We start from the raw sequence: 17157 nt of genomic DNA on the forward strand, positions 1-17157 counted from the left end.
CAATATCTTAAATAAAATATTGTGAAGATTAGTATAGACAAATAACAAGATTAGATTAAACAAAATTAATACTCAATGTCTTGTCTGAGGGTCTCTTTTCTGAGAAAATAATATAAAGACCGGAATTTATGCAATCAGATCGAGGAATGAAACAGATGATGAATTGGACAAAATCTGTAGCAATGAGTACTTTATTATCTATTGCTGCTATTGGTAGTATGAGTCTTACTTCTATAGCAGTAGGAGCGCCTCAGAACACTAAAAGTGTAGAGCAGTCTATCACTACAATTCCCACTGAAGGTGAAGAGCAACTTGCTCATAGTTATGGTCATGGTAGTAAGCATTATGGTAGTTGTCGTCGAGTGGCAACTCGTCATCGCAACTTGCGAATTAGGACATATCCTTGGGGTAGAATTATAGGAGGTTTACATCCCGGCGCTCGTGTCCGTGTTATTGGTTACCGTCATGGTTGGGCAAGAATTTCATATCCTTATTATGGCTATGTATATGGTCGTTATTTGAGACATTGTTAACTAGCTATCAGTATTTTCCGTACCGGAATGCTCCGCAAACAGCACTCAGCTTTCAGCACACTCAAAGCTTGGGTTGAAATGCATGAGTTGATTCCTAAGAACAAGCTACAGGCAAGTAATGCAGCTAAAGTAGAAATAAATTTTGCTAGGAATGATCGCGGATGACTAAGAGTTACCGCGGTCTTACTTTCGATAGCGACTTTGAAATTTATGTATCAGGACTGACGCTATTGCACCATTATTGTCAAATTATCAAAAAATGTAATACAATCTCCGGTTGAATACTCAAAAATAACTAATAATACGGAACGGCTTTGTTGCACAAAAGATGATGTTTAGGGTAAAAATAAAGAAGTCAAGATGGTACACGAAACTACACTCAGCAGATATGAGTAAGAGTAAGTCTAAATCCAACTCCAAGTCCTTGTATCGACTCAAAAACTGGTCTGAGTATGATGCCTCCTTAAAGCAGCGAGGGAGTCTCACTTTTTGGCTGACTCCAGAGGCCATCGAGCAGTGGCTTAATCAGAAAAAAACTGGACGTAGGGGAGCATCTAATAATTATAGTGACACGGCCATTGAATTGATGGTGACTATGCAATCCTTGTATAGTCTGGCCGGACGACAGACCGAAGGTTTTGTCAAATCTATATTTCAATTGATGGACTTAGATTTACCAGTACCTGACCATAGCACTGTATCCCGTCGCTTGCCAAAACTGAATGTTAAACTACCAGTTATACCAACGAACGAAGCAATTCATATGGTAGTAGACTCTACAGGGGTGAAAGTTTACGGCGAAGGTGAATGGAAAACAAGAGTTCATGGTGTCAGTAAACGGCGTACATGGCGTAAATTACATCTAGGAGTTTCGGAGGCCACAGGGGAGATTATCAGTGGGGTAGTGACTACCAATGATGTCAGTGACGACCAAGTATTTTCTGACCTGTTAGATGGAGTAGATGGGGAAATAGCCCAAGTATCAGGAGATGGAGCCTATGACAAGTATAAGTGTTACGAGAAAGCTAGGCAACGAGGGGCAAAGGCAACAATTCCACCCAGGAAAAATGCAGTAATAGGTCAACATGGCAACTGTAAATGCTCACCTCATCCCAGAGATGAAAACCTCAGAAGGATAAGAAAAGTAGGACGCAAGAAGTGGAAACGTGAATGTGGCTACCACCGACGCTCGTTGTCAGAAACTACAATGTTCAGGCTCAAAGTCCTCAATGGATGCAAGTTACGACGACGAAAATTTGATAATCAGGCAGTGGAGTTATTCATACAATGTTCCATACTCAACGTGATGATTCAAAATGGTAAACCCCAGAGCTACAAAGTAGAAATCTAGTTAACTTCCAACTAAGGGAGTTTTTGGCGATCGCTACTTTCATGCAACAAAGCCATACGGAACAGATAATACGAAGATAGAGAAGGTTTTTTGTAACTAATTAATGCAGACTTAATGCAGACATGATATAAAGTGAGATGTAGTTACAGACCATAAAAATCAGTTTTTTTCGCCGAAACTGTGAAGGCAATGCAAATATAGAATCAACAATCAAAAATCAAGAACGACAACGCAAACAACTAACAAAGCAAAAGGGGTCAAAATGAGCGATTCAATCATTGATTTACTAGACCAACTACCGAGTAATAATCTAACGGTCAAAACACTCAATGCTCTAGATTTCGTAGTACCTGGCGAGTGGGAAAATGTAGTAGGTTTTGATAAAACTATTGAAGTAATTACAGGTGAGACAGATGCAGATAGAATTATGGATATCCGCAATAAAGCTATTGAGCTATACAATGATGCGGATAATGGATATCAGGGAGCTATATGGTATTACAACCTAGTTGATAATGTAGACGGCGCTCTTGCTGCAGCAGCTATGGCCGAAATAGTCAGTGAAAAAATCCCCTTTTTAAGCTTTTTAGGAGGCTTAACTCCCAAAGCTGACACAACTCAATCTATTGACCTGTGCCTAAAAATTGTAGCAGAGTTGATAGCTTATAGTAAACTCAATGGTCTGCCAATTCTTAATCCAGGAGAATTTGTCACAAACCTGACTGAGGAGTATAGTGGTCCATCTCTGATGCGAATGGCTGCCTTAGTTTGTCTTGATGGTTTGATACCTTTGGGTCCAGACTTCCTACAAAAAGTACAAGATACCCTTGATGGAGAAGGTGAAAGTGCTTTTGCAGATAATGCAGTTTTTGGAGCAATTAGCGATACCATTCCTGGAGATGACAAATTTGGCTTTATTAGTGAGACCTTCGGAGCAGTTCAAGGGTGGATGGATAACTTGGTTGGGTCAGTTGGTTTAACCCCAGAAAGTATTTTTGACAAAATTGGTGGCTTTATCGACTTTTCCGATGACGCTTTAGATGTTGTAGCTGCATTTCTAGATAAAACCACAAATTACTTTCAACATACAGGCACTCAATCTGTAGCTAGAAAGTTGATACAGCGTGCAGCAGAAGAAGCATAATTAACGAAGTCAGAAGTCAGAAGTTGTTTTTGTAATGGGGATTTGAGCAAGCCTCCAAAAACATTTTGCCAATCAAGGTGGGGTCGCGCGAACCAATTATTTTGAGAATTCTCATCTCAACGTTGGTTGGAGACCTGCGTTCTCCCGTAGGGGAGCCTCGGATTGTTCTAATTGGGGCTTGCTGATTAAATCTAAAAGTATTTACAGATAAAGGTTTTAGCCTTTTTGGGGTCGAATTGCAGTGCCTGGTTTTCAGCTCTTCACGCTCTTGCATGGAGCGTATTTTAGGCTCATAGTTGGGCAGAACAATCTTGGGACAATTCTTATCTTACTCCTACCTCCTCGCTCCCGACCCTTTTCTCCTGTCTCCTGTCTCCTGTCTCCTGTCTCCTACCCTTACCCATAAGACTTTTGAGCGCAAACCCTAATTGTAGTCATGTAGTGAAAAAATTGCCTCTAAGTATTAAGAGAGTGGGATTCTCCAGAATGCGGTATTCACCATGATCGAAATATAAATGCAAGTATAAACATTTTGCGGATGGGAACCCGCGTCGGCGCCAGACGCAAGCGGTCAGACCCCGCGACGACGCCAGTCGCAAGGGAATGCTGACCAAGAGAGGGAACCCCCACCAAGAAGGCTGCGGGACTCGCAGTTTCAGTCTGTGGAGCGCGCCTTTAGACCCGAAGGGAGTAAATCTCCGAAGGTGGGTGCTATGTTAGTGCAGCTCCTCTGTCAAGAGGCAACAGAAAGCCCCTGACAGCGATGCTAGGGAATGCCGCGCTGTCTCCTAAGAGCAACGTCGGGAGGATGTCAATTCCATACAAACAGCATTTGATGTAATCCTACCGTGATAATATAAAGTCTTAGCCTTTTCAAACTAAAATGCCACTCCTAAATAATTTAGGAGTGGGTTTTCCATTGGCTATCAAACAAACTCAGTAGACCCATATATAGCAGTCAAAGTAAAGCTTAGGATATTCCTAAATGCTCAAAAGATCGTCAGAGATTACTTCTGTAGGGGCGAATGGCCATTTGCTAACGCAGAGCTGCCGCTAACGCCCCTACTTACTTCTGACTTCTGACTTGCGCTATACAGGACATTTACCCGGTAATAAATTATGAATGATTCAATTCGCTTTCTGATGTGTGCCCCCGACCACTATGATGTAGACTATGTAATTAATCCTTGGATGGAGGGAAATATTCATAAATCCTCACGCGATCGCTCCGTTGAACAATGGTATCAACTCCACGACATTATTAAAGAAAACGCGGTCGTAGACCTAGTAACACCTCAAAAAGGATGGCCTGACATGGTATTTACTGCCAATGCAGGTTTGATCCTTGGAAATACTGTTGTTCTCAGCCGTTTCTACCACAAGGAACGTCAAGGAGAAGAACCCTATTTCAAAGAATGGTTCCTAAATCAGGGTTTTATCGTTCACGAACTTCCCAAAGACCTCCCCTTTGAAGGAGCGGGGGATGCACTACTAGATAGAGAAGGTCGTTACCTCTGGGCAGGATATGGCTTCCGTTCAGAATTAGACTCCCACCCACTTCTGGCAAAATGGCTCGACATCGAAGTGCTATCACTTAGACTGACAGACGAGCGTTTTTATCATCTTGATACCTGCTTCTGTCCTCTAACAGGAGGTTACTTACTTTACTATCCTCCGGCATTCGACTCTTACTCCAACCGCCTAATTGAAATGCGAGTGCCACCAGAAAAACGAATAACTGTAGCAGAAGCAGATGCAGTTAACTTTGCCTGCAACGCAGTTAACATCAACCAAACCATCATTATGAATAAGGTGAGTGAAAGCTTGAAATCACTCCTTACCGAAGTAGGTTTCAACGTCATTGAAACACTTCTAAGTGAATTTCTCAAAGCAGGCGGTGCAGCTAAATGCCTCACTCTTAGAGTTACAGAGCCAATTATACCCGATCGTTATGCCGTTGTACAAGTTGAAAGTCGTACCATTCGTATGGAAGGACATTTACTGGACTCTGGTTTGATCAACCAAGCTTTAGATTTAATAGTTGAAGGTGGGGGTAGTTTCAAAGTCCTCAACTTTAATCTCGGAGAACAACGTCAAAGCACTTCCCTCGCTGAAGTCAAAGTTTCTGCACCTTCCCATGAGGTCATGGAAGAAATAATGAGTCAACTCATTGACATTGGTGCATTAGTGCCTACTGAGGATGTGGAGGATGCTAAATTGGAGTCAGTGGAACAAGATGGTGTTGCCCCTGATGATTTTTATGTATCTACTATTTATCCTACTGAAGTTAGAGTAAAAGGTCAGTGGATACGAGTACAAAATCAAAGGATGGATGGAGCAATCGCCATTACTGAAACTGACGGTAAGATTCAAGCAAAATGTAAAGTGCTGCGGGATGTAAAAATTGGCGAAAAAGTCGTGGTAGATGTCATAGGTATTCGCTCTATCCGCAAAACAGAATCCCGTGAAAAACGAAATAAAGAAGAGTTCAGTTTTATGTCTGCTGGCGTTTCTAGCGAACGTAGAGTAGAATTGATTGTTGAACAAGTGGCTTGGGAATTACGGCAAGTTCGCGATCGTGGAGGCAAAATAGTAGTTACAGCAGGTCCAGTGGTGATTCACACTGGTGGTAGTGAACATTTAGCACATTTGATTCGTCAAGGATATGTGCAAGCATTGTTGGGTGGTAATGCTATAGCAGTTCACGATATTGAACAATCACTGATGGGAACTTCTCTTGGTGTGGATATGAAACAGGGAGTTGCAGTTCATGGTGGGCATCGACATCATCTGAAGACTATTAATACTATTCGGCGTTGTGGTAGCATTGCTAAAGCAGTTGAGACTGGTATTTTGAAAAAGGGTGTGATGTATGAGTGTGTTAAGAATAATGTACCCTTCTGTTTAGCAGGTTCGATTCGTGATGACGGACCTCTGCCTGATACTCAGATGGATTTGATTAAGGCACAGGAAGAATATACAGAGTTGTTGAAAGGTGCTGATATGGTTTTGATGTTGTCAACTATGTTGCATTCTATTGGGGTGGGGAATATGACACCTGCTGGAGTGAAGATGGTTTGCGTTGATATTAATCCGGCGGTGGTGACTAAATTGAGCGATCGCGGTTCCGTTGAATCAGTTGGAGTTGTGACTGATGTTGGTTTGTTCCTCAGTTTATTGGTTGCCCAGTTGGAACAGTTGACAAGTCCTTATTCTGTAGCTAAAGCATAACTTTAGAAGTTATATCATGTCGGGTTAAATACTTATAGAACCCATTTGATATCTATTTAGGGCTTGCTGAAAAAGTCTTTTAGTAGGGGTAGGAGACAGCTATACTGGAGACAGGAGACAGGAGGAACAGAGAATTATAGAGGAGATAGTAGGAAGAATAGTCCCTTAATTTTTCTGCCCAACTCTTGAGCAAAATCCGCTCCTAATTGAACCATTACCACCTAAAACCTCGCACTTTTTGATACTTAAAAAGGCTAAAACTTTTATCTGTAAAGACTTTTATATTTAATCAGCAAGCCCTATTTAAAAAAAGATAGGGAGGTGGGGAGATGGAGAGATAAGGAGATGGGGAGATGGAAGCATTTTTCTACCTGCTTGGTGCGCTACCTGGTGCGCTATCGGGCGGTGAGTGCAGTGCCCCCTGCGGGTTCCCAAGGGGCTGTAGGCGGAACCTGCGTCCGCCCGATAGGCATCCCGCCGACAGTCACGCAACTGCCGTACGCAAAGCGTCTCTGTTAGCGTAGCTCCTCCTCCGGAGCAAAGAGATACCCGAAGGGCGCGGGGTTGCATCCGCTTTTGGCCCTATTCTCGTTCCTGAATCTCCTGACTTCACCACCGACTGAGTTCTAAGAACGGCAGCCAAAAGCACATACCCCGTGCAAAGATACGATCGGGGGTTCTATGAAGTATTTGAACTAGCGCAAGCCAGAAGAATTGCAAAAAAACTCGAAATCCAACATACACCAAAATATGGTAGTTGGTTAAAGATGCTTGAATCTGAATTATATCAAATCCGTTTAATTCGGTATAAAAACATTCTTTATCTTCACCATTACCAAATCTTCATAAATTTTTTCCCTCCTGACTCAGTCCTTCCCCTCCTGGGAGGGGGAGGGGTGGGTTGACTCCTGACTCCTACTTCAAAAGATTTTATACCGATGCTACCGGATTTGATATTATCTGTACTTGTAGGGCAATGTTTAAATCTATGAATTCCAGATGCTGAAACTTGAGAAAAATGAGAAAAAGAAGTTTCAATTTGGCAGGGTGAGCGCAATGCAACCCCGGTTTGTGTAGATTGGCGTTTTTGTACAGAAGACGCAAGAGTTAAGGTTTCAAAAATTTATCCTACCCGTCAAAATTAATGGGACAGACCACTAGTAAAACCCGATTTAGTATTACTCCGGTTCAACCAAATTTAATATAACTACCTTTTTTAAATTTGGTATAATAATTTAATAACAAAGAAGTAAATATAGTATTTATCACCCTTTGTAAACTATACTTGTTTTTTTCTACGAATTACTATAGTTTTATTTCTAAATAATCTGAGAAGTAGCTATTTTCCATTTGCCGTCTACAAATGTCAAATTATAAATAACTGTTAGTTGGGCAGAGCCTGACCTTGTAGTTTCTAATTTATCATTTTTAAAAAGTTGATATTCTTCAGTAACTTTAATTTGAATCTTGGCTTGATTTCCTTGAGTAGAAAAATATTCAATACTATCTATTTTTTGTACTCTATACTGATAGTAAGCATTATTTTCTTTTAACCAGGCGATCGCTCCATTGGAGGCTACTATACTATCATATACCTTTCCTGTTGTTAATTCAGCAGCAAGTTTTCGGTTATAGGGAGGAGCAAATATTTCTTTTTTTGCTTTTAACCAATTCTGGATTAATTCTTGAGCTTGTTGTTGAGAAATTGATGTTACTAATTCGGTGGTGGGTGGTGTGGGAATATTTGGTATTTCTAAGTCCGTTTGGGGAGATTTGCTTAAGACATTTTTGAGCAAAATACTACTCAAAAAACAACTGCCAATAGCACCACTAATAATCACAGCTTTCTGCCAAGTTTTGCGATTAATAGATAATTGAGTTGAAGGAGGGTCTAGACATTGGTCTAAAGGTGAATTTAAAGTTGTCGCTGTGTCAGAATTATTGATTACTACTAAAGATGAAGATGACGGAGTTTTTTCATTAGTAAAAACCTGAGTTGAATTAGACTTTAAAGCATCTAACATTTCTGTAGATGTAGCAAAGCGATCGTTAATATTAGGTTGAATTGCTCGGTCTAAAATTCCTGCTAATTTAGAAGTTAAATTACTCGTATATTTTTGCCAAATAATTTTCCCTGTTTGTAAATCCATTTCTAAATCTTGGGGAACTCTTCCTGTTAGTAGAAAAATGGCTGTTAGTCCTAAACTATATAAATCGCTGGCATAAACTGGTCGTCCTGCTGCTTGTTCAAAAGCCATATATCCAGGAGTACCAATCATCATAGAAATAGGTGTCGTATTTTGAGAATTAATTGCTGTGCTAATAGAATCTTTTACTGCCCCAAAATCTATTAAAACTGGCAAGTCATCCTGTTGGCGCAAAATAATATTTTCCGGTTTAATATCCCGATGAATAATATTTCTGCTATGTATATAATTAATAACCGATAGTAAACTAATCAGAATTTTCTGAACATCACCATCTGTCATTGGGCCTGTAGTTTTTACTTTTTTCCCTAGAGTTTCTCCCTCTATCCATTCTTGTACCAGGTAAAATCGACCTGCTGTATCACTAAAATAAGCATACAACTTGGGTATTTGGCTATTAGTCTCCCCTAATTCTTCTAAAATGGCCGCCTCTCGTTGGAAACGTTGCAATACCTGTTGGTAAATTTCGGGATTATTTGTAACTACTTTAAGTTGCTTAATTACACAGTAGCGGCCTGAAGGCATTTGGGTATCTTGAGCTAAAAAGGTTTCTCCGAACCCACCACTACTGAGTGCTTGTATAACTTGATAGCGATTGTTCAAAACTGTCGGTTTCACATCAGGAATTATTACCCATTTGTTTTAATTCAGGATAACATACTTATTAGCTAATAATCCTTATCAAAAATGAGAAAATTATTAAAGTTAATTATTTTAACAGTAGCGATTACTGGCAGCAATACAGGAATTTTATCTATTGTGAATAAGATTAATGCTGCTCAAAATAGTGTTAATTTACAGACTAAATATATTGCTAATGTTCGGGATAATCGCAAAATAAAATCTGACAATAAAAATAATATTAATTCACAATTATCTGCTTCAGAAAAACTATCTAATTTTCGTATAGTTCAATTTGATGATACTACTTTAAAATCTCTAGATATTGATGAAAAAAAATCATCAAAATTATCTATTTTATCAAGGCAAAATATTTTAAAAGAAGCACCTATAGGTCCTTCTCAACCTCCGACAAGACCAGTAATTGATGTTCAGTTAAATAAAAGTGTTGGAGACAAAAGAATTAAAAAACCATCAGCTAATAATATTCCCGAAGATCCTCAGTTTAAACCAGTGATGGAATATGCTATAAAACAAAATCTTTCTCAACGTCCGATGGCAGAAATTATGCAGGCGATCGCTGATTATTTTATTGGTGCTCCCTACAAGGCTGGATTATTAGACCAATCAAATCAAGAATCTTTAGTTATTAGTTTAGATGGATTTGATTGTGTATTATTTGTGGAAACTGTCTTGGCAATGGCTAGGGGAATAGCAATGGAAGATTATGCTTATTTGACCTTTATTAATAACATTAGAAACCAGCGTTACTGGAAAGGTAAAATGGATGGATATTGCAGCCGTTTACATTATTTTTCTGAATGGATTGCTGATAATCAAAGACGTGGAACTGTTATAGATATCGGTGTTGAATTAGGTGGTGAAAGGGTAAATAAGCAATTATTTTTTATGAGTAAAAATAGATTTAAGTATCCACAAATTGCTAGGAATGATGCTAATTATCAATGTATTGTTAGTATGGAAGATAGTATCAGTAAACTGAAAATTAATTATATTCCTTACTATAAAATTAGTACCGTTTATTCTCAGTTAAAAGCGGGAGATATAGTCGCCGTAGCAACAGAAATTAATGGCTTAGATGTGACTCATACTGGTTTAGTTTATCGTAATTCTGATGGTAATATTGGTTTGATTCATGCTTCCCCTGCGGGAAAAGTAACGGTTGCTTATGATTTAGAAAGATATATTTGGAATGTGGAAAGTGCCATTGGTATTTTAGTGGCAAGACCCGTCGATCCAAGAGAAGTAGTAGGGGTTAACGGTCGTTAACCCCTACAGGTGGTGTATAGTTTCATCTTTTGCGTAATCAAAAAAATCAGCATCTATGACTCAAACTTCACTATCAGCAAATTCAGACAGTTTCAATTTCAGCGCTCTAGTTAAAGATGTTAAAGTAGCCTTGATTATCGGTACTTTGGCAAAAAATATGTTAAGAACAGCATCAAACCCTTATATAGTCTAGGTTTTACATTTAACCAACCTTTTTCCTGATATATCTAGGTTTGAGCCATTTTGAACCAGAGCAACGTATTTCCCTTGCCCCTACTAGCTTTAAAGGCATTTTCGCTGTAAAAAATATCAAAGTACCGTTATTCAATTAACAGGGTTATTGCTGATCTACTTAGTTAAAAGAGTTGTTGGGAAATAAAAGTTGAACAATGCTCAAAAGCTTACCATATAAGGCTTTTACGATTTTAGGTATAAAGAATGCTATAAACTTTGACTGATAAGGGTTTTAGCCATTTTTTTGGCTTAATTCCCAACAACTCTAAAGTATTTCTAGCCCGATGGATGGGTAAAACTGAGTACGGAATTTATGAATATGTCATCTCTTGGTCATTACTCTTAGCAATTCCAGCAGGATTGGGTTTCCCTCGCACGGTATTGCGCTTAATTTCCGAATACCGAGTTAAGCAAGATTGGTGGCGTTTGGGCGGTATTATGCGTGGCAGCTTGTTACTGACCATATTGAGTAGTGTCTTTTTGTGTTTAGTTACCACGGGTCTAATTTTATTGCTCAACCATTATCACAGCTTTGCCTATGCAAAACCACTTCTAATTGTGATTTGGTTGGTGCCATTACAGACTTTAGTTAAGTTATTTATGGTTATGCTGCTTTAGTTAATATTGTTTTGAATGGAGTATTAATTCCTATCTTTGGTTCCATTGGAGCAGCGATCACTACTAGCTTGACTATGGCGATGTGGAATATCTGGCTTAGTTTCCTAGTGATTAAGCATTTAGGTATTTACCCTTCGGTTTTTTATAGTTTTTTTGCTAAAAGAGGGAGTCGGAAGTCGGGGGAAATAATTGATGATTTATGCGTATGAGATTGATTTTATTTTTTATGATCAGGACTTATGCAGAACCACCATCTCTTGGTGCGCGTTCCTTTGCGTCTGACGCCGACGCGGGGTTGCACCGCTATCTAGTAGGGGCGAATGGCCATTCGCCCCTACAGAAGGTTTATGATTTGATATTTTGCGTAAGTCCTGAATGTTATAAGATCAATAATTTTAAGGATATGTATGTATTATGGCCGCTGATATTATTGACTATGAAATCAAAGGAGAATCTCTACAATTAGTAGAAATTGAACTTGACCCTGAAGAAGGAGTTAGAGCAGAAGCAGGAGCAATGACCTATATGGAACAAGGCATTGAAATGCAAACTACCACTGGTGGTGGTGCTTGGAAAGGTTTTAAGCGAATGTTGACTGGGGCAAGTTTTATGATTACCACTTTTTTCAATCGAGGTACAGGTAAAGCTAGAGTTGCTTTTGCTGCTCCCTATCCAGGGCAAGTTATTCCTTTAAATTTAACGGAATTAGGTGGAGAATTTTTATGTCAATCTAGTTCTTTTCTATGTGCTGCTAATGGTATTGATATTGAAATTGCTTTTACTAAAAAGGTGGGTGCTGGTTTCTTCGGTGGAGAAGGTTTTATCCTGCAAAAATTACAGGGAAATGGATTAGCTTTTGTTCATGCTGGTGGTACAATTGTAGAAAAAAATTTAGCTGACGGGGAAGAATTACGGGTAGAAACTGGTGCAGTTGTTGGTTTTTCTACGTCGATAAAATATGAGATTGAAATGATGGGTGGTTTGAAGAATATTGTATTTGCTGGAGAGGGTTTATTTTTAACTAAACTAACGGGTCCTGGTTTAGTTTATATACAAAGTTTACCTCTTTCAACTATGGCACTAAAAATTGTTGCTGCTGCACCTGTTCAGCAGTCAATTTCTTAGAAAATAGGGAGTAGGAAGTAGTAGGGACGTTGTATGCAAAGTCCCTCAAGAGTAGGGAGAAATAATTGATTTTATTTTTTATTATTGGAGATGTCTAATACCAATTTGAAAAAAATAATGATTTACTTGAGTAATTAACAGGCAAAATGACCTTTTTGATAATTATTAACCTTATTAAGCAGAAGCTTGTTAATTATTGCTCTGCTGATTAAATCTAAAAGTATTGACAGATAAATTTTTAGCCTTTTTAGGTTCTTAAAAAGTGTAAGTTTTTAGGTCATTCAGGTTCAAAAAGTGAGCCTTTAATGCTCACTACAGCAGAAAAATCAAGGGACTATTCTTCCTGGTAGATCCTCTATAACTCCTATTTATTCTGACTCTGTACGGACGTTGGATGCAACGTCCCTACTCATACTTTTTCAGCAAACCCTAATTATTCATGTTTTGACTACTCCTCTACAGACCTTGTACGCAACCTCCCTATCCGCTCCCCTACTCCCTATTGTATAATTTCACTACGAGAAGTTTTAGTTTTTCTCTCAGGATTAGCTGTTAAGTTTGCTGGTGATAAATCAACATAACCCCAGTTATTTAAAACATCTTTAAGTAAAATTTCTTGCTGGTTGCGTAACTCTGTTACACTAGCTCCTTTGTTCAGAATTGTAAACCAAACAACTCCCTTTTCTTTTGTTGGTAAAGCTCCTGCTAAAGCACTAACATAATCCAGGGTTCCAGACTTAACTACTGCCAAATTTGGAAGTTGTTTACGTTCATCTAAAATACCTTTATCTTTACCTACAATAACAAATACATCTGCCACATTCATATTATATTGCTGAAGATATTTATCTATTGCTAGAAACATTCCCGTAGCAGCGCGAGGAGAAATACGATTTTCTTCTCCTAAACCAGAACCATTAATTAATGTAATTTCCTCTTTTGGTACTCCTACAAATTGAGCTGCTTTTTCCGCAACTACTTGATAGCCTCCCACCGCTTCAGCTAACATATCTGCCATTAAATTATTGCTATATTGATTCATCTTTTTCACCAGTTCAGCCATCGGAAAAGAATAATGTCTAACTAATAGTTTAATATTTTCACTATGAGTAAGAGAAACTGCTACAACCCCATCAATTATTACTTGTGGTTTTGCTGTACCTGGAGGCAAAGTCTGATATTGATTTAAAACTTCTGAAGACCAAATTTGACTGTTTAATCCTTGTTTCAATAAATTACCAGCAGTCTGAGGATTAGATTCAAAGTTCATGTAAAATTTGCCAGTAATAATTAGATTTCCAGTAACTCTTTGAATCCCCATTTGATTTAATAAATTACCAATAGCGATCGCTTCTTCCCATACAAAAAATGGATCTTCTCCTCCTTGAATGACTAAATCTCCATTTAAAACGCCATTTTCAATTGTACCTGTTGTGCCAATTAAAGTAATAAATTGATGGTCGGGATTGAAAGTTTTTAAGGCTACTAAAGAAGTTGCTACTTTAGTAATTGAAGCTGCTGGTAAAGGAATTGTACCTTGATAATTTGCTAATAAAGTATCATTTGATTGTATCCATATTCCTTGATTTTGTTGAGAAAATCCTTGATTTGCTAATCTACTAAGATATGTTTGTACTTGAGTAGAGGCTATTTTTTCAGGATTATCTGGAGGTAGTGTTAAGGGTTTTTCCGGAATTTCAATTGATACTTTTGGGGAAGGTGTGGTTTCAGGAGAAGGAGATGGTATTTCTGGTTCAGGTGATTTACACCCAGCTAAAGATAACGCCATACAGATAGTAGTTATAAAAATTTTTTTTAGCATTAGTTTCGTCTTCATTTATTGCAGTAATATCTAGAGATTATACTATAGTTAACTCTGTCTGGCATTTTAGCAGTTTACATAGCAGAAGGAAGAAGTAATAAGTAAGAAGATTGTAGTTATCTACAACAGAAGGAAAAATCTGGCGTTTTCTGAGTTTTAACCTTTTTATCTGTCCGCGTCCTTTCTTTCCACTGCCATATCAAAAAATAATCAAATATTGATACTTTGACTTTGTTTGATTAGATTTTTTTTTAGATAAATAATATAGTTAATTTAGCAATAAATTTTGCCCGAAACAATCGTCTATTTTATGCTCAACTTAACAGAATAAATTGTAGATTCAACTAGAACTTATTACCCACTTCTGATTAAATATAAATAGTTTTTGTCAATTTGTGCAAGAGAATCTAAAATCTAATATTAAGTATGAATAAAAAAACAGGGCAAACTACCCTTTTAAGTAATAATCCTTATATAGAATTAAGTAATCAAGGCCAAATTATCACTTTCCAACTGACACAAGACAATCATATATTAGGGCGCGATCGCCTCCACGCCGATCTTGTAGTACCTTCTGGTTGGTTAGTTATATCTAGTTACCACGCCACTATCAGGAAAATTGACGATCGCTACTATATTTATGATGGTGACGGTCATCGAGCAAGTACCAATGGATTATTTCTAGACCGTACTCGCATCACTCCATCTGAAGGTCATCTTCTAGAGAATGGCATGGAAATCAAAATTGGTCTCGACCCCCAAAACCAAATCTTGCTGAAATATTTCGATCCTAATAATCCCATAACTATAGCATCTTTACCAAAAACGCGCTCAATATCTTTAAAAGATCGATCAGTTTTACTTGGTCGCGATCCTGATGCAACTCTGGAATTGGATGCTCCCATTGTTTCTCGTAGTCATGCCACCATTGAACCTAATGGTCAGGGTAATTACGTTTTACACGACTATAGTACCAATGGCGTTTTTGTCAATGGGGTGCGAGTTAAAAACTCTATTGTTTTGACTGAAGGAGCGGTCGTCAAAATAGGACCTTTTACTCTAATTAGGCGTGGCGATCGCCTAGAAGTTTTTGACCCTGGAAATCAAATTCGTATTGATGCCGATCGCCTATTTAGAATAGTCAGAGACCAACGAGGAAAAACACGAGTTTTGCTAAATGATATCTCCTTTGCGATCGAACCAGGACAGTTTGTGGCCTTGGTGGGAGGTAGTGGCACTGGTAAATCAACTTTGATGCGAACATTATTAGGAATAGACCCTACAACTAAAGGCAAAGTTTATATTAATGGTGAAGATTTAAGGAATAATTTCAATATCTATCGGACTCAAATTGGTTATGTTCCTCAAGATGATATTATTCATCGAGAATTAACAGTATTGGAGGTTTTAAATTATGCGGCAAAATTGCGATTACCGCCGGATATTAATATTAAGGAAGTAGTCGAAAAAACTCTAGAACAAATAGAGATGAAAGAGAGGAAAAATGTATTAGTTAGTCAGTTAAGTGGAGGACAGAGAAAAAGGGTAAGTATTGGTGTGGAATTATTAGCAGACCCCAAATTATTTTTCTTAGATGAACCGACATCAGGACTAGACCCAGGTTTAGATAAAAAAATGATGCAACTATTAAGAAAATTGGCAAATCAAGGACGAACAATTATCTTAGTCACCCATGCCACAGCTAATATTAGAATTTGCGACCGAGTAGTTTTTTTAGGTAGAGGAGGGCGTTTATGTTATTTTGGATCCTCGAGAGAAGCTATGACTTTTTTCTCTGTCAATACTGGTGATTTTGCTGATATTTATAACGAACTAGAAACCAGTGATGAAAATATTAATGAGTGGGTAAATAATTTTCGTCAATCAGAATATTATCGACGTTATATTGCCAATCATCTCAGTATCGATAATTTAAAATCCCCTACTAATTTACCCCCTAAACAACAACCTACTTCTTTTTGGAAACAACTTTTTATTTTAATTCAACGATATTTTCAATTAACTATTCGCGACCCCATTAACTTAGGTTTAGCTTTATTTACTGCCCCTATTGGTATTAGTTTAATTTTATTTGCAGTTAGAGATAAAAATCCATTAATTGGCGACCCAGAACCTACCTTAGCTCCTTTAGCTTTGCGAGTATTATTTGTATTTACCTGTGCTTGTTTATGGGTTAGTCTGTCTAGTTCTCTGCAAGAAATAGTCAAAGAATCAGCTATTTATATTCGGGAAAGATTAGTTAACTTAGGATTATTTGCTTATCTCAGCTCAAAATTAATAGTTCTAGGATTATTAGCAACTCTGCAAACTCTATTAATAGTAGTAGTAGTAATACTGGGATTTGAAAATCCCCAGCCAGAATTAATTTCATGGCCTATAGGAGTTAGTATTACCACTTTTTTAACATTAATAAGCTGTATTAGTCTGGGATTAATGATTTCATCTATTGTGAAAAATGGTTCTCAAGCTAATAGTGCTTTACCCTTAATATTGCTACCTCAAATTATTTTTTCTGGTGTTTTATTTGAAATGACAGGTATAGCTAGTAAATTTTCTTGGCTAATGTTAAGTCGTTGGTCTGTAGCTGCTTATGGGGCACTTGTAAATGTTAATAATATGGTGCCAGAAGCAACTAAATTACCAAATGGAAGTACCGTTCCATTACCATTTTCTGGTTCAGATGTTTACAACCTTAACTGGGAAAATTTAGGGATAAGTTGGGGAGCTTTATGTTTACATTCGCTGATTTATTTAGGCTTTACTATTTGGTTTCAGAAGAGGAAAGATATTGTATGATAATTAATTATTAATAATTAATAATTAATCCCTAGAGATTTAAAGTCTCTCATTACCAACGGATAATGGATAATTGATAATTATTGCTCTGCTGAATAAATCTAAAAGCATTGACATATAAAGACAAGTGCCTTTTTGGGGTCGAATTGCAGTGCAAATTTTTC

General features: G+C 37.8%; 12 protein-coding genes. 9 read left to right on the top strand and 3 right to left on the bottom strand.

Annotated features, from left to right (window positions below; translation table 11 throughout):
* Window positions 1-128: 128 nt before the first annotated feature.
* From D5R40_RS00305 to argZ, 4 genes are all read left to right on the top strand, one after another.
* The gene (locus tag D5R40_RS00305; RefSeq protein WP_124143268.1) at window positions 129-533 is read left to right on the top strand and encodes an SH3 domain-containing protein; all 405 of its coding nucleotides are present in this window, start codon (window positions 129-131) and stop codon (window positions 531-533) included.
* A 388-nt stretch (window positions 534-921) separates the two neighbouring features.
* A complete protein-coding gene (locus tag D5R40_RS00310; RefSeq protein WP_124143258.1) occupies window positions 922-1884 on the top strand; it encodes an IS5 family transposase in 963 nt (320 codons plus the stop codon).
* 262 nt (window positions 1885-2146) lie between these two features.
* Entirely contained in the window at window positions 2147-3028 is an 882-nt protein-coding gene (locus tag D5R40_RS00315; RefSeq protein WP_124143269.1) for a hypothetical protein, read from the top strand.
* 1119 nt (window positions 3029-4147) lie between these two features.
* On the top strand, window positions 4148-6259 hold the full coding sequence (gene argZ / locus D5R40_RS00320; protein WP_124143271.1) for a bifunctional arginine dihydrolase/ornithine cyclodeaminase: 2112 nt from the start codon (window positions 4148-4150) through the stop codon (window positions 6257-6259).
* Between the two features lie 832 nt (window positions 6260-7091).
* Here the strand turns inward: argZ and D5R40_RS34260 are convergent.
* Both D5R40_RS34260 and D5R40_RS00330 read right to left on the bottom strand, forming a co-directional pair.
* On the bottom strand, window positions 7092-7316 hold the full coding sequence (locus tag D5R40_RS34260; RefSeq protein WP_124143272.1) for a hypothetical protein: 225 nt from the start codon (window positions 7314-7316) through the stop codon (window positions 7092-7094).
* A 262-nt stretch (window positions 7317-7578) separates the two neighbouring features.
* Complete coding sequence (locus tag D5R40_RS00330; protein WP_240041520.1) at window positions 7579-9069, bottom strand: protein kinase domain-containing protein; 1491 nt, start codon at window positions 9067-9069, stop codon at window positions 7579-7581.
* 84 nt (window positions 9070-9153) lie between these two features.
* On the opposite strand from D5R40_RS00330, the gene D5R40_RS00335 reads away from it, so the two are divergent.
* The 4 genes from D5R40_RS00335 (at window position 9154) to D5R40_RS00350 (ending at window position 12354) form a co-directional block, all read left to right on the top strand.
* Window positions 9154-10377, top strand: coding sequence for a DUF1460 domain-containing protein (locus D5R40_RS00335; RefSeq protein ID WP_124143274.1), 1224 nt, complete (start codon window positions 9154-9156; stop codon window positions 10375-10377).
* 55 nt (window positions 10378-10432) lie between these two features.
* Window positions 10433-10570 (top strand): hypothetical protein, encoded by a 138-nt coding sequence (locus D5R40_RS34265; RefSeq protein ID WP_161564330.1) that lies wholly within the window; start codon window positions 10433-10435, stop codon window positions 10568-10570.
* Window positions 10571-10827: 257 nt separating this feature from the next.
* A complete protein-coding gene (locus D5R40_RS00340; RefSeq protein WP_205127226.1) occupies window positions 10828-11229 on the top strand; it encodes an oligosaccharide flippase family protein in 402 nt (133 codons plus the stop codon).
* 414 nt (window positions 11230-11643) lie between these two features.
* The gene (locus D5R40_RS00350) at window positions 11644-12354 is read left to right on the top strand and encodes a TIGR00266 family protein (protein ID WP_124143275.1); all 711 of its coding nucleotides are present in this window, start codon (window positions 11644-11646) and stop codon (window positions 12352-12354) included.
* 499 nt (window positions 12355-12853) lie between these two features.
* Here the strand turns inward: D5R40_RS00350 and D5R40_RS00355 are convergent, their stop codons facing one another.
* Window positions 12854-14176 carry a D-alanyl-D-alanine carboxypeptidase gene (locus D5R40_RS00355; protein WP_124143276.1) on the bottom strand — a complete coding sequence of 441 codons (1323 nt, stop codon included), beginning with the start codon at window positions 14174-14176 and terminating at the stop codon, window positions 12854-12856.
* 426 nt (window positions 14177-14602) lie between these two features.
* Here D5R40_RS00355 and D5R40_RS00360 point away from each other — a divergent pair, with 426 nt between their 5' ends.
* Window positions 14603-16993 carry an ATP-binding cassette domain-containing protein gene (locus D5R40_RS00360; protein ID WP_124143277.1) on the top strand — a complete coding sequence of 797 codons (2391 nt, stop codon included), beginning with the start codon at window positions 14603-14605 and terminating at the stop codon, window positions 16991-16993.
* Window positions 16994-17157 lie beyond the last annotated feature (164 nt).

The sequence above is a fragment of the Okeania hirsuta genome, assembly GCF_003838195.1.
Lineage (GTDB): Bacteria > Cyanobacteriota > Cyanobacteriia > Cyanobacteriales > Microcoleaceae > Okeania > Okeania hirsuta.

Bases quoted from the DNA above. Each gene is read 5' to 3' on its own strand.
- D5R40_RS00305 (WP_124143268.1), top strand. From the start codon at position 129: ATGCAATCAGATCGAGGAATGAAACAGATGATGAATTGGACAAAATCT.
- D5R40_RS00310 (WP_124143258.1), top strand. From the start codon at position 922: ATGAGTAAGAGTAAGTCTAAATCCAACTCCAAGTCCTTGTATCGACTC.
- D5R40_RS00315 (WP_124143269.1), top strand. From the start codon at position 2,147: ATGAGCGATTCAATCATTGATTTACTAGACCAACTACCGAGTAATAAT.
- argZ (WP_124143271.1), top strand. From the start codon at position 4,148: ATGAATGATTCAATTCGCTTTCTGATGTGTGCCCCCGACCACTATGAT.
- D5R40_RS00335 (WP_124143274.1), top strand. From the start codon at position 9,154: ATGAGAAAATTATTAAAGTTAATTATTTTAACAGTAGCGATTACTGGC.
- D5R40_RS34265 (WP_161564330.1), top strand. From the start codon at position 10,433: ATGACTCAAACTTCACTATCAGCAAATTCAGACAGTTTCAATTTCAGC.
- D5R40_RS00350 (WP_124143275.1), top strand. From the start codon at position 11,644: ATGGCCGCTGATATTATTGACTATGAAATCAAAGGAGAATCTCTACAA.
- D5R40_RS00355 (WP_124143276.1), bottom strand. From the start codon at position 14,176: ATGCTAAAAAAAATTTTTATAACTACTATCTGTATGGCGTTATCTTTA.
- D5R40_RS00360 (WP_124143277.1), top strand. From the start codon at position 14,603: ATGAATAAAAAAACAGGGCAAACTACCCTTTTAAGTAATAATCCTTAT.